22 protein-coding genes are annotated in these 24,020 nt (G+C 71.9%); 10 read left to right on the top strand and 12 right to left on the bottom strand.

Going from position 1 to position 24,020, the window contains the following annotated elements; genetic code table 11:
• Nucleotides 1-2 precede the first annotated feature (2 nt).
• Genes CSR00_RS11010 through CSR00_RS10980 form a run of 7 tightly spaced genes read right to left on the bottom strand, consistent with a single transcriptional unit; the run spans nt 3 to nt 7,753 of the window.
• Nucleotides 3-857, bottom strand: a complete 855-nt coding sequence (locus CSR00_RS11010) for an ABC transporter permease (RefSeq protein ID WP_099022439.1) — start codon at nt 855-857, stop codon at nt 3-5.
• Nucleotides 854-2,482, bottom strand: coding sequence for an ATP-binding cassette domain-containing protein (locus tag CSR00_RS11005; RefSeq protein ID WP_176562005.1), 1,629 nt, complete (start codon nt 2,480-2,482; stop codon nt 854-856). Before CSR00_RS11005 ends, CSR00_RS11010 begins: the two co-directional genes overlap by 4 nt.
• Entirely contained in the window at nt 2,479-3,375 is an 897-nt protein-coding gene (locus tag CSR00_RS11000) for a polysaccharide deacetylase family protein (protein WP_099022437.1), read from the bottom strand. Before CSR00_RS11000 ends, CSR00_RS11005 begins: the two co-directional genes overlap by 4 nt.
• Entirely contained in the window at nt 3,372-4,901 is a 1,530-nt protein-coding gene (locus tag CSR00_RS10995) for an amidohydrolase family protein (RefSeq protein ID WP_099022436.1), read from the bottom strand. The genes CSR00_RS11000 and CSR00_RS10995 overlap by 4 nt, the downstream gene beginning before the upstream one ends.
• Nucleotides 4,898-5,614: an aspartate/glutamate racemase family protein gene (locus CSR00_RS10990; RefSeq protein ID WP_099022435.1), complete on the bottom strand. Its 717-nt coding sequence runs from the start codon at nt 5,612-5,614 to the stop codon at nt 4,898-4,900. Before CSR00_RS10990 ends, CSR00_RS10995 begins: the two co-directional genes overlap by 4 nt.
• Nucleotides 5,611-6,516 carry a carbohydrate kinase family protein gene (locus CSR00_RS10985; RefSeq protein WP_176562004.1) on the bottom strand — a complete coding sequence of 302 codons (906 nt, stop codon included), beginning with the start codon at nt 6,514-6,516 and terminating at the stop codon, nt 5,611-5,613. Before CSR00_RS10985 ends, CSR00_RS10990 begins: the two co-directional genes overlap by 4 nt.
• Nucleotides 6,509-7,753 (bottom strand): SIS domain-containing protein, encoded by a 1,245-nt coding sequence (locus CSR00_RS10980; RefSeq protein WP_099022434.1) that lies wholly within the window; start codon nt 7,751-7,753, stop codon nt 6,509-6,511. The genes CSR00_RS10985 and CSR00_RS10980 overlap by 8 nt, the downstream gene beginning before the upstream one ends.
• Before the next feature lie 173 nt (nt 7,754-7,926).
• Here CSR00_RS10980 and CSR00_RS10975 point away from each other — a divergent pair, with 173 nt between their 5' ends.
• Nucleotides 7,927-8,628, top strand: a complete 702-nt coding sequence (locus tag CSR00_RS10975; RefSeq protein ID WP_099022433.1) for a TVP38/TMEM64 family protein — start codon at nt 7,927-7,929, stop codon at nt 8,626-8,628.
• Here CSR00_RS10975 and CSR00_RS10970 read toward each other — a convergent pair.
• Nucleotides 8,605-9,213: a class I SAM-dependent methyltransferase gene (locus tag CSR00_RS10970; RefSeq protein WP_099022432.1), complete on the bottom strand. Its 609-nt coding sequence runs from the start codon at nt 9,211-9,213 to the stop codon at nt 8,605-8,607. The genes CSR00_RS10975 and CSR00_RS10970 overlap by 24 nt on opposite strands.
• A gap of 225 nt (nt 9,214-9,438) precedes the next feature.
• On the opposite strand from CSR00_RS10970, the gene CSR00_RS10965 reads away from it, so the two are divergent.
• The 9 genes from CSR00_RS10965 (at nt 9,439) to CSR00_RS10925 (ending at nt 20,083) form a co-directional block, all read left to right on the top strand.
• A complete protein-coding gene (locus CSR00_RS10965) occupies nt 9,439-12,306 on the top strand; it encodes an MMPL/RND family transporter (RefSeq protein ID WP_407662422.1) in 2,868 nt (955 codons plus the stop codon).
• A gap of 224 nt (nt 12,307-12,530) precedes the next feature.
• Entirely contained in the window at nt 12,531-13,556 is a 1,026-nt protein-coding gene (locus CSR00_RS10960) for an acetamidase/formamidase family protein (RefSeq protein ID WP_099022431.1), read from the top strand.
• Nucleotides 13,557-13,595: 39 nt separating this feature from the next.
• Nucleotides 13,596-14,357, top strand: a complete 762-nt coding sequence (locus CSR00_RS10955; RefSeq protein WP_099022430.1) for an SDR family NAD(P)-dependent oxidoreductase — start codon at nt 13,596-13,598, stop codon at nt 14,355-14,357.
• Nucleotides 14,358-14,411: 54 nt separating this feature from the next.
• Nucleotides 14,412-15,380, top strand: a complete 969-nt coding sequence (locus CSR00_RS10950; RefSeq protein WP_099022429.1) for an aldo/keto reductase — start codon at nt 14,412-14,414, stop codon at nt 15,378-15,380.
• A 110-nt stretch (nt 15,381-15,490) separates the two neighbouring features.
• Nucleotides 15,491-16,660: a 4Fe-4S dicluster domain-containing protein gene (locus tag CSR00_RS10945; RefSeq protein WP_099022428.1), complete on the top strand. Its 1,170-nt coding sequence runs from the start codon at nt 15,491-15,493 to the stop codon at nt 16,658-16,660.
• 64 nt (nt 16,661-16,724) lie between these two features.
• Entirely contained in the window at nt 16,725-17,537 is an 813-nt protein-coding gene (locus CSR00_RS10940) for an FAD/NAD(P)-binding protein (RefSeq protein ID WP_099022427.1), read from the top strand.
• Between the two features lies 1 nt (nt 17,538).
• Nucleotides 17,539-18,312 carry an NADH-quinone oxidoreductase subunit B family protein gene (locus CSR00_RS10935; RefSeq protein WP_099022426.1) on the top strand — a complete coding sequence of 258 codons (774 nt, stop codon included), beginning with the start codon at nt 17,539-17,541 and terminating at the stop codon, nt 18,310-18,312.
• A complete protein-coding gene (locus tag CSR00_RS10930) occupies nt 18,309-19,601 on the top strand; it encodes a Ni/Fe hydrogenase subunit alpha (RefSeq protein WP_099022425.1) in 1,293 nt (430 codons plus the stop codon). Before CSR00_RS10935 ends, CSR00_RS10930 begins: the two co-directional genes overlap by 4 nt.
• Nucleotides 19,598-20,083 (top strand): hydrogenase maturation protease, encoded by a 486-nt coding sequence (locus tag CSR00_RS10925; protein WP_245905939.1) that lies wholly within the window; start codon nt 19,598-19,600, stop codon nt 20,081-20,083. Before CSR00_RS10930 ends, CSR00_RS10925 begins: the two co-directional genes overlap by 4 nt.
• Here CSR00_RS10925 and CSR00_RS10920 read toward each other — a convergent pair.
• The 4 genes from CSR00_RS10920 to CSR00_RS10905 form a co-directional block, all read right to left on the bottom strand.
• On the bottom strand, nt 20,080-21,582 hold the full coding sequence (locus CSR00_RS10920) for a wax ester/triacylglycerol synthase family O-acyltransferase (RefSeq protein ID WP_328514701.1): 1,503 nt from the start codon (nt 21,580-21,582) through the stop codon (nt 20,080-20,082). The two genes, CSR00_RS10925 and CSR00_RS10920, sit on opposite strands and share 4 nt — an antisense overlap.
• Nucleotides 21,583-21,613: 31 nt before the next feature.
• The gene (locus CSR00_RS10915; protein ID WP_099022423.1) at nt 21,614-22,747 is read right to left on the bottom strand and encodes an Rv2629 family ribosome hibernation factor; all 1,134 of its coding nucleotides are present in this window, start codon (nt 22,745-22,747) and stop codon (nt 21,614-21,616) included.
• A gap of 22 nt (nt 22,748-22,769) precedes the next feature.
• Nucleotides 22,770-23,174, bottom strand: a complete 405-nt coding sequence (locus CSR00_RS10910; RefSeq protein WP_099022422.1) for a nitroreductase/quinone reductase family protein — start codon at nt 23,172-23,174, stop codon at nt 22,770-22,772.
• Nucleotides 23,175-23,265: 91 nt separating this feature from the next.
• Nucleotides 23,266-24,015, bottom strand: a complete 750-nt coding sequence (locus CSR00_RS10905; protein WP_099022421.1) for a glutamine amidotransferase — start codon at nt 24,013-24,015, stop codon at nt 23,266-23,268.
• Nucleotides 24,016-24,020 lie beyond the last annotated feature (5 nt).

Genomic DNA, 24,020 nt, shown 5'->3' with positions numbered 1-24,020 from the left:
TCTCACCGCCCCACCAGGTTGCGGATGGCGTCGCCGCCCAGGTTGGCGATCAGGCTCAGCAGTAGCACCGCGATCCCGGGGATGCCCGGCACCCTCCACTGGCTGAGCAGCTGACTCAGGGCGCGTGCGGTGTCCGCACCCAGTTCGGGCGCCGGCGCCTTCTGGCCGAGTCCGAGGAAGGACAGCGCCGCCAGCAGCAACACCACGTTGCCGATGTCCAGGCTGGCGCTGACCACCGCCGTGGGCACCACACCGGGCAGCAGGTGCCGCAGCAGGATTCGCCGCCGCGGTACCCCGGACAGCCGCGCGGCCTCCACGTGGGGGCGGGCCGCCAGCGCCTTGACCTCGCCGCGCACGATGCGCGCGTAGTACGGCCACCAGACGATCGCCACCCCGATCAGCGTGTTGACCAGACCGGTTCCCAGGGCGGCGACGATGGCGATGGCCACCAGCGCGCCGGGCAGCGCCAGGAACAGGTCGGTGATCCGCATCAGCACCACCGAGTCGAGCCAGCCTCCGGTGGCGCCCGCGATCAGGCCGATGGTGCCTCCGATGAGCAGCCCGCCGGCCACCACCACCAGTGCGCTGAGCCAGCTGACCTGGATGCCGATCAGGGTCCGCGACAACAGGTCCCGGCCGATACCGTCGGTACCCAGCAGATGCCCGGGGCTCAGCGGAGGAAGGTTGACCGGGCCGACGGGCTGGATCGGGTCGTAGGGCGCCAGCATCCGGGCGCAGACCGCCAGCAGGGTCACCAGGCCGAGCAACCCCACCGGGACCCAGGCGCCGGTACGGGCCGCGCCGGCGGAACGGGTCGACGGTCGAGCCCGGGAACGGGTCATCAACGTCGCGATCATGGTGTGGCCCCCTCCGGCGCCGCGCGTGTGGCGCGGATCTCGGGGACCGCCGCCAGCAGGGTACGGGTGTAGTCCTCGCGCGGTCGGGCGATCACCTGTTCGGCGGGGCCCAGTTCGACGACACGCCCGGCCTGCATCACCGCGATGCGATCACCCATCAGCCGGGCCACCGCCAGATCGTGGGTGACGAAGAGCACCGTCATCCCGAGCCGGGCCCGCAGATCGCGGATCAGCGCGAGCACGCTCTTGGCCAGCGACGCGTCCAGCGCGCTGGTGGGTTCGTCGCACAGCAGGACCGCCGGCGGGATCATCGTCGCGCGGGCCAGCCCGACCCGCTGCCGTTGCCCGCCGGAGAGCTCCCCGGGACGGGCCCGGGCCACCTCCGGCGGCAGGCCCACGGCATCCAGGGCTGCCCGCACCCGCTGGTCCACCTCCGATCGCAGCAGGCCCCGGAACCCGCGGCCGCCACGCAACCGCTCCCCGAGAAGCTCTCCGACCCGCATCCACGGGGTCAGGGAGGAACCCGCGTCCTGGAACACCATCTGCGGCCCGCCGCCACCGGACAGCGTCACCGAGCCCGCCGTCGGTGTCTCCAGCCCGGCCACGATGCGCAGCAGGGTCGACTTACCCGAGCCGCTCTCGCCGACGATCGCCAGCGACTCCCCCGCCGCCACCTCCAGGTCGACCCCGTCCACCGCCGCCAGCTGCCCGGTACCGCCGCGGCGCAGGCCCCGTCGCCGGCCGGCGTTGCGCACCGCGAACGTCTTGTGCAGCCCACTGATCCGCAGTGCCGGCGCGGGACTCTCGGCGTCGCGGGTGAAGCGCTCGTCGCGCGGCATGGTCAGGGTCAGCCGCGCCGCCAGCAGCGAGCGGGTGTATTCGTGACGCGGGTCGCGCACCACGCGCGCGGCAGGTCCGATCTCGACGAGCTCACCGCGGTAGAGCACGGCCAGCCGGTCGGCGATCTGGTCGGCCACGCCGAGGTCGTGGGTGATCAGCAACACCGAGCAGCCGAAGTCGTCGCGGAGTTCGCGCAGCAGGTCGAGCAGCTGGGCCTGCACCGTGACATCCAGTGCGGTGGTGGGTTCGTCGGCGATCACCAGTGCCGGGCGCCCCGCCACCGCGATCGCGGCCATCACCCGTTGCCGCAGTCCGCCGGAGAGTTCGTGGGGGTAGACCCGCAGCCGCAGCGCGGCGTCTCGGACCCCGACCGTCTGCAGCAGCCGCACGGACTCGGCGTCGTCGTGGGTGGCCTCGCCGATCTGCCGACCGACGCGCATGGTCGGGTTCAGGGAGGTCATCGGGTCCTGGAAGATGGCGCCGAGCAGATCGCGGCGCACCCTGCGCAGTTCGGCCTCCCCGGCCCCCAGCATGTCCACACCCCCCACGGTGACGCTGCCGTGGGCCTGAGGCTGCGAGGCGCGGGGCAGCAGGCCGAGCAGGCTCAGCGCCAGCACGCTCTTGCCGGAACCGGATTCGCCGACCAGGCCGAGGATCTCGCCGGGCGCGATCCGCACCGAGACACCGTCGAGTACCCGGCTGCGGGTGCCGTTGCGCACCAACGACAGCGAGAAGTCCTCGACCGCCGCCACCGGCGGCGCGTCGGTCTTGATCACGGCGTTCACGTGCTCACCTCCGTGACCGCGGGCGGAGCCGCCGCGGATTCGACCACCGCGCGGTGGATCTGGGCCGGGGTGGTCGGCCACACGCTCTCGGCGGCGGCGATCCGTTCCAGGGCCCGGCCGACCGCGGCCAGCCGGAACGGCACACCGGTGATGAAACTGTGCAGCACCACCGACATCACCAGCGGTTGCCGGCTCGCGGCGCGGGACAGTTCGGCAAATTCGTCGTCGATCATCGCCTCGAACTCCCGGGCGGAGGCCTGCCGGCCGATCATCGTCGTGGAGTCGTTGAGCTCGGCGTTGTACGGGATGGCCAGCAGCGGGCCCGAGGCGGTGTGGATCCAGACGGGCTGGTCGTCGGGGCGCAGGTCCAGCAGGTAGCGGTAGCCGGTGCCGGCCAGCAGGTTCAGTGTGTCCGGTGAGTGGCTCAGCCACGGGCTGGACCATCCGCCCGGCGCGGCGCCCTCCTGGGTGCGGATACGCTCGGCGACGTCGGCCAGGTAGCGGCGTTCGTCGGCCGGCGTCATCCCGGACAGCACATCGGAGTTGGAGCGGCCGTGCCCGACCACCTCCGCGCCGACCCGCCGCGCGGCGGCCAGCACCGCCGGCGCCTCGTCGTAGACGTCGGTGTTCAGCAGCACGGTCGGCGGGATCCCCAGGGCCGCGAGGCGGTCGAAGAGCCGGAAGGCGCCGACCCGGTTCCCGTAGTCGCGCCAGGCGGTGTTGACCCGGTCGGGTGCGGGCACCCCGGGCATGATGTCCTCGGTGTGCCCGTCGCCGAAGCGGTAGGACTCGACCCCGACGCAGACGACGAGGGCCAGCCGTTTCCCGTTGGGCCAGCTGCCGGCCGGTCGTTCGGTGATGGGACTGTAGGCGTATCCGGCCGCTCCGGTCATGACGGCGACCTTCCGTTGTGCGCACCCACCCAACGGGTGAACCCCACGTCGGTGCCGGCGGCGCGCTCAACGATGTGCCGGTAGGCGGGTAGCAGTCCGGCGGCCCGGGCGCGGGCGGTCTCGACGGCGGGTCGCTTGCGGGCGAACAGTTCCCGCGCCTCGGCCAGCAGCGCGGGCTCGTCGACGGTGGTGAGCCGCCCGTCCTCGATGACGATGCGGCCGGCCACCATGGTCAGCACCACGTCGCGTCCGTCCTCGCAGTGCACCAGCTGTTCGCGCAGATCGTTGAGCGGAGTGAAGGCCAGCGAGTGCAGGTCGACGCAGACGAGGTCGGCGAGCATGCCGGGCACGACGGCGCCGAGGTCCTCGGGCCGGCGCACCGCGCGCGCCCCGCCGCGCCAGAGGGCGTCGAGAACCTCTGTGGGCGTGGGCCATTGGCCGCAGTCGGCACCGGAGATGTTGTGGATCAGCCCGGCGGTCTTGGCCACGGTCCAGATGTTGATGCTGTCGTCGCAGATGGCCTCGTCGGTGCCCAGCGCGACCGGCACTCCGTGGTCCAGCAGGGCCCGCCAGGGCGCCACCCCGCTGCCCAGCCGCAGGTTGCTGACCGGGTTGTGCACGACGGTCGCTCCGGCCGCGGCGATGTCGGTCAGGTCGGTGTCGTCGACCCACACGGCGTGGATGACGTTGGTGTGCGGCTTGAGCAGCCCGGCGGCCGCGGTGTAGCCGACCAGCGAGCGGCCGCCGAAGCGGGCCTGCTCGGTGATCAGCGTGCGTTGCACCTTGGTCTCCAGCATGTGGGCGTAGAGCGGGATGCCGTGCCGTTCGGCGAGATCGTCCAGGGCGGCGAAATAGTCCAGACTGACCCGCTGGGGCGCGGAGATGGACACCGCGGCGCGGATGCGGTCCTGCGCGGCACCGTGCCAGGTGCCGATCAGGTGCTCGTAGCCGGCCAGCAGTTGCGCCGCGCCCGCCGGTGCGGGCCGGTCGAGTTCGCGGCGCTGCCCGGCGGCGAGCTCACCGACGAACGGCAGCTTCTCGGCCTCGGTGAGTTCGGGTTGGTCCAGCGCGACGAAGGCCCGGATTCCGCTGTCGCGGTAGGCCGATACCACCGCGTCGATGATCTCGGGCCGTGGGTGGGGCATGAAGAACGCGTCATCCTGCACACAGGTGATCCCGTTGTGCAGCATCTCGATGGCCCCGAGCATGGTCCGCAGGTAGGCCTCCCGGGGGGTGGGCTCCAGGGCGGGGTCCACCGGGGACTCGTAGAGCATGAACAGCTCCAGCGGCATGCTGGGCACCGAACCCTTGAGGTGGTTGGCCGGGGAGTGGAAGTGCGCGTTGATCAGCCCGGGCAACACCAGATACCGCCCGGCGCCGTCGATCACCCTCGCCTCCGGCGGCGCCGCCACGTCGTCGCCGACGGCGGCGATGCGGTCACCGGCGACAAGCACGTCGGTGGGCCCGGTCATGGCCTCCGGCGCCGCGGCGTCGAAGACGTGGACCCGCCGCAACAGCACGCTCATGACGTCTCCAGCCGGTAGTCGGGCAGCTGCACCGCGGCGAAGGCGCCGGCGCGCGAGGTGTTCAGCCCCATCGCGACCAGGCCGGCGGCGATGCCGACGCCCGCGGCGACCCCGTCGATCACGGGCACCGACAGCCGTTCGGACAACGGTCGGGCCAGTTCGGCCAGCCCGGCACAGCCCAGCACGACGGCCTCCGCGCCGTCCCGCTCCATCGAGGCGCTGGCAGCCACGGTGAACGCCTGCAGCAGGTGCGCCGACCCGTCGACCAGATCGCCGACCGCGACGTCGACGGCGGCCACCGTGCACCGGTGTCCCAACCCGAGGGTTGCGATCACCCGTTCGGAGTGCGCGATGGTCCGCGGCGGCAGCGTCAGGATGGAGAATCGGTGCGCCAGCAGGCTGGCGGTCTGCAGCGCGGCCTCGGTCATCCCGACGACGGGGCAACCGGCCAGTTCACGGGCGGGTGCCACCCCGGTGTCACCGAAGCAGGCGACGACGAAGGCGTCGGTGTCGTCGCGGTGTTCGCGGACCTGTTCGAGGACCCCCAGCGCGGCGATCGCCTCCTCGGCGTGGCTTTCCACGCTCGACACCCCGACCGTGGGTGCCACCGCGCGGACCCGGACGTGCGGGGCGGCGACCGCGCGGGCGGCCCCGCCGATCGCGTCGGTCAGCGCCGCGGAGGTGTTGGGGTTGATGACGGTGATCCGGGTCATCGGGACAACCCCGGGAGTCGGCCGTCCGGAGAGTTCTGTACCGCGGCCAGCAGACCGCCCACCCCGGCGGCGCTGACGGCGATGCGGGCCACGGCGGCACCGGTTCTGGCCGCGGCCAGGGCGTCGCCGCTGCGCAGGTGTTCGGCGGTGAAGGCGCCGCAGAACGCGTCGCCGGCCCCGGTGGCGTCCACCGGGGCGACGACGTCGGTGGGCACCAGGACGGCACGGTGCTGCCGCCGGGTGGCCACCAGGGCGCCGGCGGCCGCCAGTTTGACCACCACCACCTGGGGGCCCAGGTCCAGGAAGGTGGCCGCGGCCCGGTACGGGTCGGCCGTGCCGGCCAGCGCGCAGGCCTCGATCTGGCTGGGCAGGAACACATCACAGGTGCGCACCGCGTCGCGCAGGGCGGCCACGTTGCCGGCGATGTAGTCCTCCTGCGGGTCGAAGTACAGCGTCGCGGCGGTGTTGGCCCGCATCCAGGCGGCCAGGGCCAGCTGGGCGTGCAGCGCCATCGCCGACATCAGCACGCCCGAGGCGGCCAGTGCGCCGGCGGGCACGTCGGCGGGATGCACCGACATCGCCTCGAAGTGCTCCTCGCCGTGAACGAGATCCCACGCCCGGCCGCCGGCCGCGTCGTAGCGCACTTCGTTGCGCACGGTGGGCAGGTCGCGGCGCGGCAGGATGGCGGGGTCGGTCCCGGCGGCGTCGAGGGCCGCCAGCAGTTCGGGGGTGGCGTCGTTGCCCAGCGGCGCCAGGATCGTCGCGTCGGCGCCGGCCAGCCGGGCTCCGAGCGCGGCGAAGAGCGCGTCCCCGCCGACGGAGCCGACACGCTCGCCGCCGGGGGCGACCGCCTCGTCGAGGGTGAGGTTGCCGATGCACACCACGGTGGGTCGGTCAGTCATCGGCGCCGCTGTCCTGTTCGGGCCCGGCATGTTCGGGCCGGGCATGGTTGGCGCCCACCGCCCGGCTGGCCGCCGCGTAGCAGCTGAGCCCGAGGTGGTAGCCGACCAGCTGGGCCGGCAGCAGATAGAGCAGCGGGGACAGCGGCTCGGGCACGGCCGGGAGCGGTATCAACCGGTCCTCGCCGGCCAGCTCTCCGAAGGCGCCCTCGCCGTCGGTGGTGACCACGTAGAGCCGCCCGCCCCAGCGCAGCGCGTCGGTGGCGGTGTCGACGGCCCGCGGCACCGAGGGCCCCGACGGCGCCAGCACGAACAGCGGCTCGCCGGCCTTCTGCGAGTTGTAGTGGTGGTACTCCTCGACCTGGATGTCGATCGCGTGCAGGGTGGTGCACTCCTTGACCTTGGCCGCCCCGACGATCGCCGAGGCCAGATTGGGGCCCGCGCCGGAGAACAACACCGTCTGTACCCCGGCGGCGACCTCGTGTTCGGCGATGCCGGCGATCTGCGGGTCGATGCGCTGCAGCACGCCGGCCATCGCGTCGGGCAGGGCGTCCAGGGCCGCGCGCAGCGGCGCCGCACCGGCCGGGTCGCGGCGCTCGCCGATCCGGACCGCCAGCTCCAGCAGCAGCGCCAGGGCCGCGGTGGAGGACTGGGTGGGCCAGCCGACCCGGGTCGCCTCAATGGTCAGGGCGACGTCGGCCTCGGCATGCAGGGTGGAACCGACGGTATTGGTCAGCGCGACGGTATACGATCCGGCGTTCTGGGCGACCAGCAGCGCTTCCACGGTGCGGGTGGTCTCCCCCGAGCTCGACAGGGCGATCACCGCGGTGCCCCGGTCGAGCAGTCCGGCCCGGTAGTAGGCGAACTCGAGACTCTGGACGGGTTCGCACGGCACCCCGAGGGTCTGTTCGAGTGCGCGGCGGGCGGCGATCATGACCGCCAGCGAGTCGCCGCAGCCGACCAGCGCCACGCGGCGTACACCGTCGCAGAGACGCTCGGCGATACCATCCAGGACGGTGGAGTTGAGCTGCAGTGTTTCGCGGATCGCGGCGGGCTGGCCGAACAGTTCCGGTCCGGTCGCCTGCACCCGCGCGCGCAGTGTGGCGTCCAGCGGGTCGTTGCTGGGCAGGGCCAGGATGTGGGCGCGCTCGGCGTCGGAGACGCGGCGTACGACGGCTCGTTGACGGGCGTCCAGCGGGCTGGTCCGACTGTCCAGCAGCGGGCTCACCACAGCACTCATCGGGAGGGACACCGCCTTTGCTCAGCGTTGGTGCGGACCACTTCGACGCGGGCCGGCTGCGGACCAACAGGAGGCAAACGGTATACCGTTTCTGTTTCGTCGGGGTGACGCGCGGTAGCGCCGGGGTTACGGCGCCGAGCGGGACACCGGCTCGCGGACAATGGCTTCTCGACATGGTCGAGACCCCCGATACTCCCGAGAACCCCGGGACCCCCGAGAGCGCGTCCCGGTGGCGGCACATCCTGCGGTTGGCGCTGTTCGCCGGATTCCTGCTGGGGCTGTTCTATCTGGTGGCCATCGCCCGGGTCATCGACATCGGCGGGATCCGCGACGCGGTCGCCGCCGCGGGCCCGCTCGCACCGCTGCTCTATGTCGTGGTGTCGGCCGCCCTGGGTGCGGTGTTCGTGCCCGGGCCCATCCTGGCCGCCGGCAGCGGCGTGCTGTTCGGCCCGCTGCTGGGCACGTTCGTCACGATCGGCGCGGCGGTGGGAACCGCGGTGATCACCAGCCTGGCCGGGCGCCGGGCCGGGCGCCAGAGCGCGCGCGCCCTGCTGGGCCCCGAGCGTGCCGACCGGCTCGACACGCTCATCGAGCGCGGCGGCCTGTGGGCGGTGGTCGGCCAGCGTTTCGTCCCGGGAATCTCCGATGCGCTGGCCTCCTACGCCTTCGGGGCATTCGGGGTGCCGCTGTGGCAGATGGCCGCCGGGGCGTTCATCGGGTCGGCGCCGCGGGCCTTCGTCTACACCGCGCTGGGGGCCTCGATCGGTGACCTGTCGGCCCCGCTGGTCTACGCGGCGATCGCGGTGTGGTGCGTGACCGCCATCGTCGGCGCGTTCGCCGCGCGGCGGGGCCTACGGAGTTGGCGTAGGAGTTGACGCGACCACTGTGACCGCGGCCGGTGAGCCCGCCTTGCGCGCCAGCAGCCACGCCAGCCCGTCGCCCTCCCCGGCGTCGATGACCGTCAGGCCGGCGAAGGCGGCGGGCAGTTCGCCCGCGGCGACCCGGAACGGCCCCGGCCGGGCACCCACTTCGCTGAGCGCCGCGACGGCCAGCAGGCCGCCGGGTGCCAGCCGCTCGATGATCGCCCGGTCCAGCCGGGCGTCGCGGAACCGATGGCACAGGATGACGTCGGCCGGCGGGCCGGCGGTCAGGCCAGCCGGCAGGCCGTCGTCGAGGTCGGCGACGCTGAACCGGCAACGCTGCGCCACCCCGCACCGGCGGGCCAGCGTGCGGGCCTGCGCCACCGCCACCGGCGAGACGTCGACACCGTGGACCCGCAACCCCCGCAGGGCCAGCCACACACTGGCCTGACCTGCGCCGCAAGCCAGCTCCAGGGCCGTGCCCGAGGTGCCGAACACCTCGGTGTGCTGTGCGAACGCTGTGGGTGGTCCCGGCTCGCGGTCGGTCGGGCCGCCCCCCGTGTACCGTTCGTCCCAGCGAACGCGGTCGGCTTCGCTCATCGAGGCCAGCCTAGGAGCGGGCCCGGGATCGCGGCGCCGGCACGCGCAGACAGGTGCCGGTCGGCGGCGCGGTCTGGTAAGACAGGGGGCGGATCATTGGCGGCACGGCGAGGGAGGACAGCCAAAGTGCCCATCCCGCACGTCGCGCATCCCAGGCCGTCCCACGGTGCACGCCGGTGTCGCTGACCAGGCTCGATCCGCTTTCGGTGACCGGGTGATGCGCGGGTGAAATCCGACACCGCCGAGACCACCTCCGGGCGCCCGGCCACCCATTCGGGGATCCCGCTGTGGATCCGGCGCTTCTCCATTCCGATCATCATCGGCTGGATCGCGCTGGTGGCGGTGCTCAATGTGGCCGTCCCGCAGCTTGAGGTGGTCGGGCAGATGCGCACGGTCTCGATGAGCCCGCAGGATGCGCCGTCGGTGATCGCGATGAAGCGCATCGGCAACGACTTCCAGGAGTTCCACTCCGACAGCTCGGCGATGATCGTGCTCGAGGGTCAGGAACCACTCGGCGACGCCGCGCACCGGTACTACAACGACCTGGTCGCCAAGCTGGAGGCCGACACCAAGCACGTCGAGCACGTCCAGGACTTCTGGGGCGACCCGCTGACCGAGGCCGGCGCGCAGAGCCACGACGGCAAGGCCGCCTACGTGCAGGTCTTCCTGGCCGGCAACATGGGCGAGACCCTGGCCAACGAGTCGGTGCGCTCGGTGACCGACCTCGTGGACAGCATGGCTCCGCCGCCGGGGGTCAAGGTGTACGTGACGGGGGCCTCGGCGATGCTCGCCGACCGCCAGCTCGCCGGCGACCGCAGCATCCAGATCATCGAGCTGCTCACGTTCGCGGTGATCATCACCATGCTGCTGCTGGTCTACCGGTCCATCATCACGGTGCTGCTGGTGCTGGTCATGGTGGTGCTCGAGCTGTCCGCGGCGCGCGGCGTGGTGGCGTTCCTGGGCTTTCACAATCTGATCGAGCTATCGACGTTCGCGACCAACCTCCTGGTCACGCTGGCGATCGCGGCGTCCACCGACTACGCCATCTTCCTGATCGGCCGCTACCAGGAAGCCAGGACACTGGGCGAGGATCGCGAGACGGCCTACTACACGATGTTTCGCGGCACCGCCCATGTGGTGTTGGCCTCGGGCATGACGATCGCCGGAGCCACGTTCTGCCTGCGGTTCACCCATCTGCCGTATTTCCAGACGCTGGGCGTTCCGATGGCGGTCGGGATGGTGGTCGCGGTGAGCGCCGCGCTGACCCTGGGACCGGCGGTGATCACCGTGGCCAGCCGGTTCGGCAAGGTGCTGGAACCCCGGCGCGCCATGCGCATCCGCGGTTGGCGCCGACTGGGCACCATCGTCGTGCGCTGGCCCGCGCCGGTCCTGCTGGCCACGATCGCGTTGTCGCTGGTCGGTCTGCTGACCCTGCCCGGCTACCGGACCAACTACAACGACCGCAACTACCAGCCTGCAGATCTGCCCGCCAACGAGGGCTACGCGGCGGCCGAACGGCATTTCGGGCCCGCCCGGATGAACCCGGAGTTGCTGCTCATCGAGACCGACCACGACGTCAGGAACTCGGCGGACTTCCTGGTGATCGACAAGATCGCCAAGGAGGTCTTCGACCAGTCCGGCATCGGCAACGTCCAGGCGATCACCCGCCCGCAGGGCGATCCGCTGGACTTCTCCACCATCCCGGCGCAGCTGAGCATGAACGGCACGCTGCAGACGATGAACCGCGACTACCAGATGGCCCGGATGGCCGACATGCTCGTCCAGGCCGACGACATGCAGAAGACGATCGACACGACGAACCAGATGATCGCGATCATGAAGGAGATGAGCGCGACCACCCACAGCATGATCGGCAAGACCCACAACATGGTGGCCGACGTGCAGGAACTGCGCGATCACATCGCCGACTTCGACGATTTCATCCGGCCGATCCGCAACTACTTCTACTGGGAACCGCACTGTTACGACATCCCCGTCTGCTGGGCGATGCGCTCGGTGTTCGACACCCTCGACGGTGTCGACATCATGACCCGTGACATCGAGCAGCTGCTTCCCGACCTGGACCGCCTGGACTCCCTGATGCCGCAGATCGTCGCGCTGATGCCGCAGACGATCCAGACCATGGAGACGGCGCGGAACATGATGCTGACCATGTACCAGACCCAGAAGGGTCTGCAGGATCAGATGGCCGCCATGCAGGAGAACCAGACCGCCATGGGGGAAGCGTTCAACGAATCCAAGAACGACGACACCTTCTACCTGCCGCCGACGATCTTCGACAACAAAGACTTCAAGCGGGGCATGAAGAGCTTCATCTCCCCCGACGGCAAGGCCATCCGGTTCATCATCTCCCATGACGGCGATCCGCTGACGCCCGAGGGCATCAAGATCATCGACAAGATCAAGCTGGCCGCCAAGGAGGCCATCAAGGGCACGCCGCTGGAGGGGTCCAGGATCTACGTGGCCGGCACGGCGGCGGCGTTCAAGGACATGCAGGAGGGCAACAACTACGACCTGCTGATCGCCGGTATCTCGGCGCTGTCGCTGATCTTCATCATCATGTTGCTGATCACCCGGAGCCTGGTGGCCGCGGCCGTGATCGTCGGCACGGTGGTGCTGTCGCTGGGTGCGTCGTTCGGGCTGTCGGTGTTGTTGTGGCAGCACCTGATCGGGCTGGAACTGCACTTCATGGTGATGGCGATGGCGGTGATCATCCTGTTGGCCGTGGGCGCGGACTACAACCTGCTGCTGGTGGCGCGGATGAAGGAGGAACTGCCCGCCGGCATCAACACCGGAATCATCCGTGCGATGGGCGGCAGCGGGTCGGTGGTGACCGCGGCCGGGCTGGTGTTCGCGTTCACCATGCTGTCGATGTCGATCAGCGAGCTGACCGTGATCGCCCAGGTCGGTTCGACGATCGGGCTCGGTCTGCTGTTCGACACGCTGGTGATCCGGGCCTTCATGACGCCGTCGATCGCCGCGCTGCTGGGCAAGTGGTTCTGGTGGCCGCAGGTGGTGCGGCAGCGGCCGGCCCAAGGGGTGGTCGCGCGCTCCATGGCCCGCGACGGGTGACCCGCCGGGGGGCGCCCCGCCGCACCCGCCGATCTGAGCGCACACTCGCTGCGCCCAGGCCCACCACCACACCCACCCACCGATCCACACGCACACTCGCTGCGCCCAGGTCCACCACCACACCCACCCACCGATCCACACGCACACTCGATGCACCCAGGCGGCCGACGGCTGAACCCGCGCTTGCCCGGCGGGTCACGGCGGGAGGGGTGAGGATGGTTGTCATGGACCACATCACCTTCGTGCCGACGGCGGAGCAGCTGAGCTACACCTTCGGCGGTGCGCAGGCCGTGATGCGGATCCGGACCCCGAGCTTGCTGACCCTGTGGACCGAGGACGCCTACGGCGGGCGGATCACCAGCCGCGACGACGTCGCGAGCATCGCGCTGGACACCGAGGACCTCAACCCGCAGACCGGTCCGTTCTTCATCGAGGGCGCCGAGCCCGGCGACACCCTCGCCGTCCACTTCGTGGATCTCACCCCCGCGCGCAGCTGGGGAGCCTCCACGCTGATCCCGTTCTTCGGCGGGCTGACCAGCGTTCCGGCCAGCCCCACCCTGCAGCCGGCGCTGCCCGAACACACCTGGATCTACGAATACGACCCGAGCACGCACACCGTCGGCTTCACCGCCCACTTCGGCGCCCGCGGAAGCGATTTCGAGCTCGCCCTGCCCGCCAACCCGATGCTGGGCACCGTCGGGGTGGCCCCCGCCCGCCGCGAGGTGCGCACGTCGCTGGTGCCCGAGGCGTTCGGCGGCAACATGGACACCCCGGAGATGGCGCCGGGGGCGACCTGCTATCTGCGCGTCAACGTCGAGGGTGCCCTGTTCTCCCTGGGCGACGGCCACTACCGTCAGGGCGAGGGCGAGTCCTGCGGGACCGCGGTGGAGGGCGCGATGAACGTCACCGTCATCGTCGAGCTGATCAAGGGCGGCGGCCCGGCGTGGCCGCGGCTGGAGACCGACACCCATCTGATGGCGGTCGGGTCGGGGCGCCCGCTGGAGGAGGCGTGGCGGGCCAGCCAGGTCGAGATGACCACCTGGCTGGGCGAGCTGTACGGCCTGCATCCGCTCGACGCCTACCAGCTGCTGACGCAGATCTCGCAGGTGCCGATCGCCAACGTCGTCGACGTCAACTACAGCGCCGTCACCAAGATCGACAAGCGGCTACTGCCGGCCGCGACCGCCTACGACGGCGTCCACGCCGAATTGCGCGGCGCCGCGCGGGCGTTGGGCACCATCACCTACTAGCACCTACTAGCACCTACTAGCCGAAAGCCGAGGCACATCATGGAACTGGGACTGTCAGGCAAGCGTTTCGCCGTCACCGGCGGCACCCGCGGCATCGGCCGCGCCGTGGTGGAGGGACTGCTGGCCGAGGGTGCACGGGTGGCCTACTGCGCCCGCACGGCCGAGGCGGTGGCCGACACGCAGAAGGAGCTGGCCGCCGAGGGGGCCACCGTGCTGGGCAGTGCGGTCGACGTCGGTGATCCCGCGGCGCTGGCCGACTGGGTGGCAGGAACCGCCGAGTCGCTGGGCGGGCTCGACGGGGTGGTCGCCAACGTCAGCGCGCTGGCCATCCCCGAGTCGGCCGAGAACTGGCAGACCACCTTCGAGGTGGACCTGCTGGGCACGGTGGGCCTGGTGGACGCCGCGCTGCCGCACCTGCTGGCCGCCGGGGCGGGCTCGATCGTCACCATCGCCAGCGTGTCCGGCCGCGAAATCGACTTCGCCGCAGGGCCGTACGGAACCATGAAGGCCGCCATCACCCACTACACCCAGGGCGTGGCCTACAAGTACGCCGGGCAGGGCATCCGCGCCAACACCGTCAGCCCCGGCAACACCTACTTCCCCGGCGGGGTGTGGTCCTCGATCGAGGAGAACGACCCGGAACTGTTCGCCACCGCCCTGGCGCTGAACCCGACCGGCCGGATGGCCACCCCCCAGGAGGTGGCCAACGCCGTGGTGTTCCTGTCCAGCACGGCCGCCAGTTTCATCACCGGCACCAACCTCCTGGTCGACGGCGCACTGACGCGCGGCGTGCAGCTCTGAGAGCGCCGCACAGACCGCTACCGAGCCACCACCGGGGCCGCTACGGTGGAGGTCATGAAGTTCCTCGACGTCGACGGCCTCGGACCGGTCAGCCGAATCGGCCTGGGCACCTGGCAATTCGGCTCGCGGGAGTGGGGGTACGGCGACTCCTACGCCGCCGGGGCGGCCCGCGACATCGTCGGCCGCGCCCGCGCCCTGGGTGTCACGCTGTTCGACACCGCCGAGATCTACGGGTTCGGCAAGAGCGAACGCATCCTCGGTGAGGCACTCGGCGACGAGCGCGCCGACGTGGTGGTGGCCAGCAAGGTCTTCCCCGTCGCCCCGTTCCCGGCGGTGATCCGGCAGCGCGAGCGGGCCAGCGCCCGCCGGTTGGGCCTGGACCGCATCCCGCTCTACCAGGTGCACCAGCCCAACCCGGTGATCCCCGATTCGGTGATCATGCCGGGCATGCGCAGCCTGCTCGACGAGGGCCGCATCGGCGCGGCCGGGGTGTCGAACTACTCGCTGGAGCGGTGGCGCAGGGCCGACGCCGCGCTGGGCCGGCCGGTGATCAGCAACCAGGTGCACTTCTCGCTGGCGCATCCGCAGCCGCTGGAGGACCTGGTGCCCTTCGCCGAACGCGAGAACCGGATGGTGATCGCCTACAGCCCGCTGGCCCAGGGCCTGCTGGGCGGCAGGTACGGCGTCGACAACCGGCCCGGCGGCGTGCGCGCGGTCAACCCACTGTTCGGGACCGAGAACCTGCGCCGCGTCGAGCCGCTGCTGAACACGCTGCGCGAGGTCGCCGCCGAGGTGGACGCCAAACCGGCGCAGGTGGCGCTGGCCTGGCTGATCAGCCTGCCCGGCGTGGTGGCCATCCCGGGTGCCTCCAGCGTCGAACAGCTGGAGTTCAACGTCGCCGCCGCCGATATCGAGCTGTCCGCCGACTCCCGGGACGCCCTGACGGCCGCCGCGCAGTCCTTCCGGCCCGCGCCGGCCACCCGCACCCTGACCGACATGGTGCGCGAGCGGATCGGCCGCTGACGCGAGCGGTCGTCGACTCACCGGGGTCGCCCCGCACAGGGACCTTTGGCCACCATCCACGGGCCGAACGCCCGACGCGCGGAGCCGCCGGCCCGCCCCAGGATGGAGTCATGGGCTGCGATGCTCCCGGTACCCCAGGCCTGACGCCACCGACGGCGGTGTTCGACGAGACGGGCCTGGACCGCCTCGTCACCGTGCTGCGCGAGCGCGGCTGTGAGGTCATCGGCCCGGTCCGGGGCGAAAGCGCCATCGAGCTGGGTCCGCTGCACTCGGCCGACGATCTGCCCCGCGGCTGGGGGGTGCACACCGAGCCCGGGGTCTACCGCCTCGAAAACCGCGGCGACGGTGCGCGGTTCGGCCACTCGGCCGGCCCCCAGTCCTGGAAGCAGTACCTGCATCCCCCGCGCCGCAGACTGTGGTCGAGCGGCCCCGACCTGACCGGTGACCCCGAACCCGCACAACCCGAGGCTGTCCCGCGCTACGCCTTCCTCGGGGTCCGCGGGTGCGACCTCGCCGCCATCGCCACCCTGGACCGCGTCCTGGGCGGCGGCGGCCACGAGGACTCGCACTACACCGGCCGGCGCCGGCGGGTGTTCGTCGTCGCGGTGAACTGCACCGAACCCGGTGAGCTGTGCTTCTGCGCCTCGATGCACACCGGACCGGCCGCCGGGCCCGGCTACGACCTGGCGCTCACCGAGCTCGTCGACGGGCAACGCTGCCGCTATGTCGCCGCGGCCGGCAGCGACGAGGGCGCCGAGGTGCTCGCGCAGATCCCGCACGAGGCCGCCGCACCGGCCGATCGCGACGCCGCCGCCGACGGGGTGCGCCGGGCCGCCGACCAGATGGGCCGGCGGATGCCCGACACCGACCTGCGCGCGCTGCTGCTGGAGTCGCGGGAGTCCCCGCACTGGGACGACGTCGCCTCGCGCTGCCTGACCTGCGGGAACTGCACCATGGTCTGCCCAACCTGTTTCTGCACCAGCACCGAGGACGTCACCGACCTCACCGGCGGGCACGCCGAACGCTGGCAGCACTGGGCGTCGTGTTTCGAGCTGGACTTCTCGCTGGTGCACCAGGGCAGCGTCCGCCAGTCCGGTGCCGCCCGCTACCGGCAGTGGATCACCCACAAGCTGGGCACCTGGCACGACCAGTTCGACATGTCGGGCTGTGTGGGGTGTGGGCGTTGTATCGCCTGGTGCCCCACCGGGATCGACATCACCGCGGAGATGTCCACCCTGGCCGGGCTGGCCGAACGTACCCGGGACGGTGACGATGACTGACACCGCCGCACCCACCCGGCCGACCCCGTCGCCCGCGACCGGCTCCGGTCCTGGTGCCAATGCTATGGCCCCGGTGCCCTACCGGGTGTGCTCCCGCACGGTCGAGAACAGCGAGTCGGCGACACTGCGGTTGGAGCCGCTGCGCGAGCGCCTCGCCACCCCGCTGCCCGGCCAGTTCGTCATGCTCTACGCCTTCGGGATCGGCGAGATCCCGATGTCCTACAGCGGCGACCCGGTCCGCGACGGGGCCGTGCTCACCCACACCATCCGTCGCGTCGGGGCGGTCAGCGCCGCGCTGCGCGACGCCGCCGTGGGCGATGTGGTGGGTGTGCGCGGCCCGTTCGGCACCGACTGGGACCTGGCCTCCGCGACCGGGCGGGATCTGGTGATCGTGGCCGGCGGCTGCGGGCTGGCGCCGCTGCGCCCGGTGGTGCTCTCGGTGCTCGCCGAGCGCGACCGCTACGGCACGGTGGCGCTGATCGTCGGGGAGCGCACCCCGGCGCATTTCCTGTTCGGCCCGGAGATCGGCGGGTGGGCGGGCCCGCGGCTGTCGCTGGTGGCCACCGTCGACCATCCCGGCGACGACTGGACCGGGCGGGTCGGCGCGGTCACCGAGCCGCTGCGTGATCTGCCGGTGCGACCCGACCGGACCACCGCGCTGGTGTGCGGCCCGGAACCGATGATCGTCGCCGGCGCCGCGGTCCTGATGGGGAAGGGTGTTGCGGCCCGGGACATCCGGGTGTCCCTGGAACGCAACATGCGCTGCGGGATCGGCTGGTGCGGGCACTGCCAGCTGGGGCCGCTGCTGCTGTGCCGCGACGGGCCCGTCGTCGGCTATGACGTCGCGGCGCCCCTGCTGCAGGTCGAGGAGCTCTGAGATGGCCACACCGAGCCTGGCGGTGTTCAAGTTCGCCTCCTGCGACGGCTGCCAGCTGACGCTGCTCGACTGCGAGGACGAGTTGCTCTCCGTGGCGGCACGATTCGAGATCGCCGATTTCGCCGAGGCCTCCAGCGCGCGCATCGACGGTCCCTACGACGTGACGCTGGTCGAGGGGTCGATCACCACCGGGGCCGACCGGGAGCGCATCCAGCGGATCCGCGAGCAGAGCCGGGTGCTGGTGACCATCGGGGCGTGCGCCACCGCGGGCGGGATCCAGGCGCTGCGCAACCTCGCCGACAGCGACACGTTCAGCGAGAAGTTCGCCGCCGCCGTCTACCCGCACCCGGAGTACCTGGACACCCTGGCCACCTCCACCCCGGCCTCGGCGCACGTCAAGGTCGACTACGAGCTGCACGGCTGCCCCATCGACCGGGGCCAGCTGCTGGAGACGCTGTCGGCCCTGGCGATCGGGCGCAAGCCGCGGCTGCCGGAGTCCAGCGTGTGCACCGAGTGCAAGCGCCGCGGCACCGTCTGCCTGACGGTCGCCGAGGCCATCCCGTGCCTGGGGCCGGTCACCCGGGCCGGCTGCGGCGGGCTGTGCCCGGCGCACCACCGCGGCTGTTTCGGCTGTTTCGGGCCCGCCGACCGGCCGGCCACCCCGACGCTGATCCCGCTGCTGCGCCGCGACGGGATGTCCGGGGACGAGGTCGACCGGGTGTTCTCGACCTTCACCGTCGGCGCCGACTGGAACACCGGACCGGAGACGCGATGACCACCACGACGCGCAACCTCTCGCTGGATCTGATGACCCGCGTGGAGGGCGAGGGTGCCTTCGACGTGACCTTCGACGGTGACCGGGTGGCGCGCGCCGAGCTGCGCATCTTCGAACCGCCGCGGTTCTTCGAGGCGTTCCTGCGGGGCCGCTCGGCGCTGGAGACCCCCGACATCACCGCGCGCATCTGCGGGATCTGCCCGGTGGCCTACCAGACCAGCGCCTGCAACGCGGTGGAGGACGCGCTGGGTGTGCGGCTGGACCCGATGATCGCCGCGCTGCGCCGGCTGCTGTACTGCGGCGAGTGGATCTCCAGCCATGCGCTGCACATCTATCTGCTGCACGCCCCGGACTTCCTGGGCTATCCCGACGCGATGACGATGGCGGCCGACCACCGTGAGGCGGTCGAGCGGGGCCTGGCGCTGAAGAAGACCGGCAACCAGCTGCTGGAGCTGCTCGGCGGGCGCGCCGTGCATCCGGTCAACGTGCGCGTCGGCGGGTTCTACTCGCTGCCCTCCGACGCGGATCTGCAGGTGATGGCCGGGCGGTTGCGCACCGCGCTGGAGGCCGCGGTGCAGACGGTGCACTGGGTGGCCGGGTTCGAGTTCCCCGAGCTGGAGGTCGACCACGACCTGCTGGCCGCCCACACCCCCGAGCAGTACGCCATCGAGACGGGCACCGTCACCACCAGCACCGGGTTGCGGTTCGAGGCGGCGCAGTTCGCCGAGCACGTCGTCGAGTCCCAGGCGCCCTACTCCACCGCACTGCAGGCCCGCCTGGACGGGCGGCGCTACCTCACCGGCCCACTGGCCCGCTATTCGCTGAACTCCGCGCAGCTCTCGCCGCTGGCCGCCGAGGCGGCGCGGTCGGCCGGACTGGGTGCGCAGTGCCGTAATCCGTTCCGCGCCATCGTGGTCCGCGCCGTCGAGGTGGTGTATGCGATCGAGGAGGCGCTGCGCATCATCGACGACTACCGGCGACCCGCGCGGCCGTTCTCCGCGGTGACACCGGGTCCGGGCACCGGGCACGGGGTCAGCGAGGCGCCGCGGGGCCTGCTCTACCACCGCTATGCCCTCGACGCCGAGGGCATGGTCACCGCGGCGAACATTGTGGCACCGACGTCCCAGAATCAGGGCGCGATGGAACACGACCTGACCACCGTGGCCACGGCCAACAACGGCCTGGACGACGCGGCGCTGACGACGTTGTGCGAGCGCACGATCCGCTGCTACGACCCGTGTATCTCCTGCGCGGCGCACTTCCTGACGGTGCGGGTGCGGCGGCGGTGACCGCGCTTCCGGGGCACGCCGTGCTGGTCGGTGTCGGCAACCGCTACCGCCGTGACGACGGTGTGGGCCCGGCCGTCGCGGCGGCCTGCGCGGCCCGCGGGCTCCCCGGGGTCCGGGTGTGTGCCGAGCCGGCCGACCCGACCGAACTGCTCGAGGTGTGGACGGGTGCGCCGCTGGCCGTGCTGGTCGACGCGGTGGTCAGCGGTGCGGTCCCGGGAACGGTGACCCGCCGCGCGGTCGACGAGTTGCACGACGCGGCGGCCGTCAGCTCGCACGGCATGGACATCGCCTCGATGGTCCGGCTGGGACGGGCGCTGGACCGGCTGCCCGCCGAACTGATGGTGATCACCGTCGAGGCCGCCGACACCGGCCACGGGGCCGGACTGACGCCGGCGGTCGCCGCGGCGGTGCCCGACGCGGTGCGCGCGGTGTGCGCCCTGCTCGGTGAGGTGACCCGCGCCGGCGTGCGCCCCCGGCTCTAGTCCCCGACCACGCCGACGGCCCGCTCCAGTTCGGCCAGCGCCGCCTCGGTCATCGGGATCAGCGTCTGGATGTCGGGTACCAGGTTGCGGCCCGCGACGTAGCCGATCGAGACGGTGCCCGCGTAGCTGCACATCGTCACGTTGAGGCCCAGGCCGTCGAACACCGTCGAGATCGGGTACAGAGCGTCGAGGTGGGCGCCGTTGAAGTACAGGTCGGTCTCGGGCCCGCGCACATTGGAGATCGGCACGTTGTATCCGGTGCGCCACTTGGGGATCAGCGGCACCAGCGACAGCAGCAGGCTGGGCACCAGGTTGGGCACGGTCAGCACGGCGGTGGCGCTCGAGCCGCGCCGGGCCACCTCCCGTTTGGCCCAGCGCATCGAGCGGTTGATGAGAGTGAGCCGGGCGACGGGATCGTCGAGGTCGGTGCCCAGCGGGCACTGCTCAAGGCCGAACAGGTTGCCGCGTTCGGGCTCGGGTTGCCCGTCGGCGATCCGGACCGCCACCGGGCAGAACCCGACCAGAGACCGGCGCGGCAGCTCGTCGTGGGCCTGCAGCCAGGCCCGCAGCGCTCCGGCGATCACGGCGGTCAGCACGTCGTTTGTGGTGACACGGTTTGTGGTGACACGGTTTGTGGTGACACGGTTTGTGGTGACACGGTTGTCGGCCGCGCCCGCGGCGTCCTCGATCGCCCGGATGCGGCTCAGCGGCCAGCTGCCGCCGGCGACCGCGCGCCGGTGGCCCAGCCGCTTGTTGAACCGGGTGAACGGCGCGGTCAGCGGCGGCGGGCTGTCGCCGCGGACCGCGCCGGCCAGGTAGTCCGCACCGCCGCCGATGATGCTGCGCGCCAACGCGACCGAGGACGTCGCCACGCCGGCCAGCGACGACAGTGTCGATCTCTGCGTCGATCTCTGCGTCGATCTCTGCGTCGGGCGCTCGTCGGGCGGTGGTTGCCCGGGCGCCGCGTAGAAGTGCTTGCCGTTGCGCTGCTTCGGGTCGGGGCTGAGACCGTCGATGATCATCTGCATGCCGGCCACGCCGTCGACCAGGGTGTGGTGCACCTTGATGTAGAACGCGAACCGGCCGTCGGGCAGCCCGTCGATGAGGTAGGCCATCCACTGCGGGCGCCGGCGGTCCAGCGGGATGCCGTGCAGGTCGGCGATCAGCTGCCACAGCGCCCGTTCGGATGCGTGACGGTCCAGGCCCGGGGGCAGGATGCGCCGCTGCAGGTGTGCCGAGAGGTCCACCTCCACGTCCTGCCAGGTCCACATCCCCAGGGTCTCCGGGCCGATGTGGGGACGGCGGCGCATCCGCGGGTCGAGCGGGTCGGTGCCCAGCACCGCCGCCCGGTACAGGTCGTCGACATAATGCTCGTCGACATGCTCGTCGACACCGTGTTCGGCGGCACCGGGCGGCGGGCTGAAGACCAGCAGCGCGCCGACGTGCATGGGGCTCGCCAGCGCGTCGCCGGTCATCATCGCCGCGGCCAGCGGCTCCATCACGTGCACGGTCCGGCCCTCGCCGCCGCGGTCAGTGCGCTCCGGTCGCCGTTCCGGCCGCGTCCATCAGGCCCGGCGCCGGGTAGCGCAGCAGGGCCGCGACCCCGTCGACCAGGTCGATGTCGTCGGCCGAGCGGGTCACGCAGGCACCGACGGTGAGCGCGACGAACGGCAGCACCTCGTCGGCACGCACCACCGCACCCGGCGCCTCGCCGAGCTCGGAGAGGGTGTCGGCGTCGGGAGCCACGACGGGGCGCGGGGACCCGATGACCACCGTGGCGTCGGCGAGGTCACCGACGATGAGCGTGTCGACGTCGCCGGCCCGCAGTGCCGCGCACACGGCCGGCAGGCCCTCGGCGGCTAGATCGGAGCCGCGGCCGATCTCGGCGCGCAACCGCGCGTCGGTGTCGGCCATCGCGGCGTCGCGGCGGCGGTCCAGTTCGGCGGTGATCAGCTCCTCGGCGTCGTCCTCCTCCATCCGGCGCCCCGAGGAACCCGCCGGCAACGCCACCACCCGGGCGGCGATCCGTTCGGGCAGCGCGGCGAGGGTCTCGGTGCGGGCGCCGACCTCGGCGGAGACGAACAGCACCTCGGCCCCGGTCTCGTCCACCACGGCGGTGAGCCGGTCCGCGACGGCGCGGGCGTTCATCCGGGCCGCCTCCTCCGCGGAGTGCCCGACGTCGCCGTAGCCGTGCCAGCCGGCGGCCTTGGGCTTGTGGACCGGGTACCCGTCGCCCTCGACGTGCTCGGTGCGGGTGGTGTCACCGTGGTGCGCGGTGATGTCGGCGCCGAGGTGGTCGACGGCGGCGAACACGTACGGCGGGCGCCAGGCGTCCAGCAGCGGCAGGAAGTAGGGGTACTCGCCGACCCGTACCAGGGTGTGCAGCGGCGGGCCGGAGAGCTGGACGTCGACGAGGACCTTGCCGCCGGCGGCGATCACGGCACGACCGCGCCGGCCGACCGGGGCGGGTCCGTGCTGGATCACCTGGTCCACCGCGGTGGCGGTGGCCTCGTCGGCCCCGGCGTCGAGCGCCTGTCGCATGATGTCGCGGCGGCGGGCGTCGACCTCGGCCGCGGCCTCGGCGCTGTCCCGGGAGTCGTCGAGATACACCGACAGGTAGGGCCCGTGGGCGCTGGTCAGTGCTTTGAGGTGGTCCGACTTCATTGTCATTCTCCTTCTCACTCGGCTAGTCAGCGCGAGCAAACTTCACATACCGGTCGACGTCGAACCGGTGGTACAGGTCGCGGCGCCGGGGCGGCAGCTGCGGTTCGGCCGTGTCGGCGTCGATGACCTCCGGGTCGCTGACCTGGTAGGTGCGTCCGTGCGTGGTGATGGTGGCCTGCCCGTCGGCGAGCACGTTGCGCAGCCAGTCGACGCCGGTGCCGTAGGGCAGCGGGACGATGATCCCGTCGGCGACCACGTCGGCGACCACCGGTGTGGAGTAGGACCTGCCCGACCGGCGCCCGGTGTGCCGCAGCATCGAGGCGTACCAGTAGCGGCGCCCGGCCAGCAGCCGCATGACGGGATTGAGCACGCGCTTGTTGAACGCGCGCACGGCGTCCCGCACCCGGGGATTGGTGTAGGTCGGCATGATCCCAGCCTTCCCTGGCACGGGGCCCCCCACCAGGGCCGCGGGCCCCAATTTCAGGGACTTCGGTCCCGGGCTGAGATCGCCGGCGGTTTCAGCTCGGCCGGGCGTAGCGGGAGGTGAAGCGCCGCAGGATCGACGGCGGATGATGGGCGTCGCGCTTGCGGGCGGCGGTCTTGAGTTCGTCGGCGGTCTCCGGCGCGAAGTACCCATAGTGGCGGTAGACGTCGATGCGGGTGCAGATGCCGTCGGCGTCGAGTTCGGGGTGGAACTGGGTGGCGTAGACGTGCTCGCCCACCCGGAACGCCTGCACCGGGCAGTCCGCCGAGGACGCCAGGTGCAGGGCGTGGGCGGGCAGCGCGGCGGCGGCCTCCTTGTGCCCGCCGTAGGCGTCGAACTCCTCGGGCAGATCGGCGAAGAGCGGGTCCGCACGCCCCGCGGCGGTCAGGCGCACGGTGAGGCCGCCGACCGGCTCGCTGTAGGTGCGGTCGATCGTCGCTCCGATCACCGCGCCCAGCGTGCCCACCCCGTAACAGCAGCCCAGGAACGGGAAGTCGGCCGCCACGATCCGCTCGACGAGTTCCAGCAGCTCCGCCTCGGCCCGCCGCTGCGTCGGCGACTTGTCCGCCGCCGGGTCGCTGACGTTGTAGGGCCCGCCGCCGAGGATGACGCCCGACCAGTCGTCGAGGTCGATGTGCCCCAGCGGCTGGTGGGTCAGGTTGATCCGGTGCAGCCCCGTGTCGTCGAGCCCGCCGAAGCGCTGCATGGCGCGGTACTCGTCGTCGGCGGCCTCGGCCTCGGCACGGATGGACAGCAGCAGAAACGGCGCGCTCGCGGGGGTCATGCCGG

Origin of the sequence: Mycolicibacterium palauense (assembly GCF_002592005.1) — a bacterium.
In the GTDB taxonomy this organism is placed as follows: domain Bacteria; phylum Actinomycetota; class Actinomycetes; order Mycobacteriales; family Mycobacteriaceae; genus Mycobacterium; species Mycobacterium palauense.
Note: the sequence above shows the minus strand (reverse complement) of the source record. Positions and strands in the feature narration are given on the sequence as shown.

Coding starts and splice junctions, on each gene's coding strand:
- CSR00_RS10910 (WP_099022422.1), bottom strand. CDS start 23,174: ATGCCGACCTACACCAATCCCCGGGTGCGGGACGCCGTGCGCGCGTTC.
- CSR00_RS11010 (WP_099022439.1), bottom strand. CDS start 857: ATGATCGCGACGTTGATGACCCGTTCCCGGGCTCGACCGTCGACCCGT.
- CSR00_RS10955 (WP_099022430.1), top strand. CDS start 13,596: ATGGAACTGGGACTGTCAGGCAAGCGTTTCGCCGTCACCGGCGGCACC.
- CSR00_RS10995 (WP_099022436.1), bottom strand. CDS start 4,901: ATGAGCGTGCTGTTGCGGCGGGTCCACGTCTTCGACGCCGCGGCGCCG.
- CSR00_RS10960 (WP_099022431.1), top strand. CDS start 12,531: ATGGACCACATCACCTTCGTGCCGACGGCGGAGCAGCTGAGCTACACC.
- CSR00_RS10990 (WP_099022435.1), bottom strand. CDS start 5,614: ATGACCCGGATCACCGTCATCAACCCCAACACCTCCGCGGCGCTGACC.
- CSR00_RS10975 (WP_099022433.1), top strand. CDS start 7,927: ATGGTCGAGACCCCCGATACTCCCGAGAACCCCGGGACCCCCGAGAGC.
- CSR00_RS10920 (WP_328514701.1), bottom strand. CDS start 21,582: ATGGAGCCGCTGGCCGCGGCGATGATGACCGGCGACGCGCTGGCGAGC.
- CSR00_RS10945 (WP_099022428.1), top strand. CDS start 15,491: ATGGGCTGCGATGCTCCCGGTACCCCAGGCCTGACGCCACCGACGGCG.
- CSR00_RS10940 (WP_099022427.1), top strand. CDS start 16,725: ATGGCCCCGGTGCCCTACCGGGTGTGCTCCCGCACGGTCGAGAACAGC.
- CSR00_RS10950 (WP_099022429.1), top strand. CDS start 14,412: ATGAAGTTCCTCGACGTCGACGGCCTCGGACCGGTCAGCCGAATCGGC.
- CSR00_RS10970 (WP_099022432.1), bottom strand. CDS start 9,213: ATGAGCGAAGCCGACCGCGTTCGCTGGGACGAACGGTACACGGGGGGC.
- CSR00_RS10915 (WP_099022423.1), bottom strand. CDS start 22,747: ATGAAGTCGGACCACCTCAAAGCACTGACCAGCGCCCACGGGCCCTAC.
- CSR00_RS10985 (WP_176562004.1), bottom strand. CDS start 6,516: ATGACTGACCGACCCACCGTGGTGTGCATCGGCAACCTCACCCTCGAC.
- CSR00_RS11000 (WP_099022437.1), bottom strand. CDS start 3,375: ATGACCGGAGCGGCCGGATACGCCTACAGTCCCATCACCGAACGACCG.
- CSR00_RS10980 (WP_099022434.1), bottom strand. CDS start 7,753: ATGAGTGCTGTGGTGAGCCCGCTGCTGGACAGTCGGACCAGCCCGCTG.
- CSR00_RS10930 (WP_099022425.1), top strand. CDS start 18,309: ATGACCACCACGACGCGCAACCTCTCGCTGGATCTGATGACCCGCGTG.
- CSR00_RS10905 (WP_099022421.1), bottom strand. CDS start 24,015: ATGACCCCCGCGAGCGCGCCGTTTCTGCTGCTGTCCATCCGTGCCGAG.
- CSR00_RS10935 (WP_099022426.1), top strand. CDS start 17,539: ATGGCCACACCGAGCCTGGCGGTGTTCAAGTTCGCCTCCTGCGACGGC.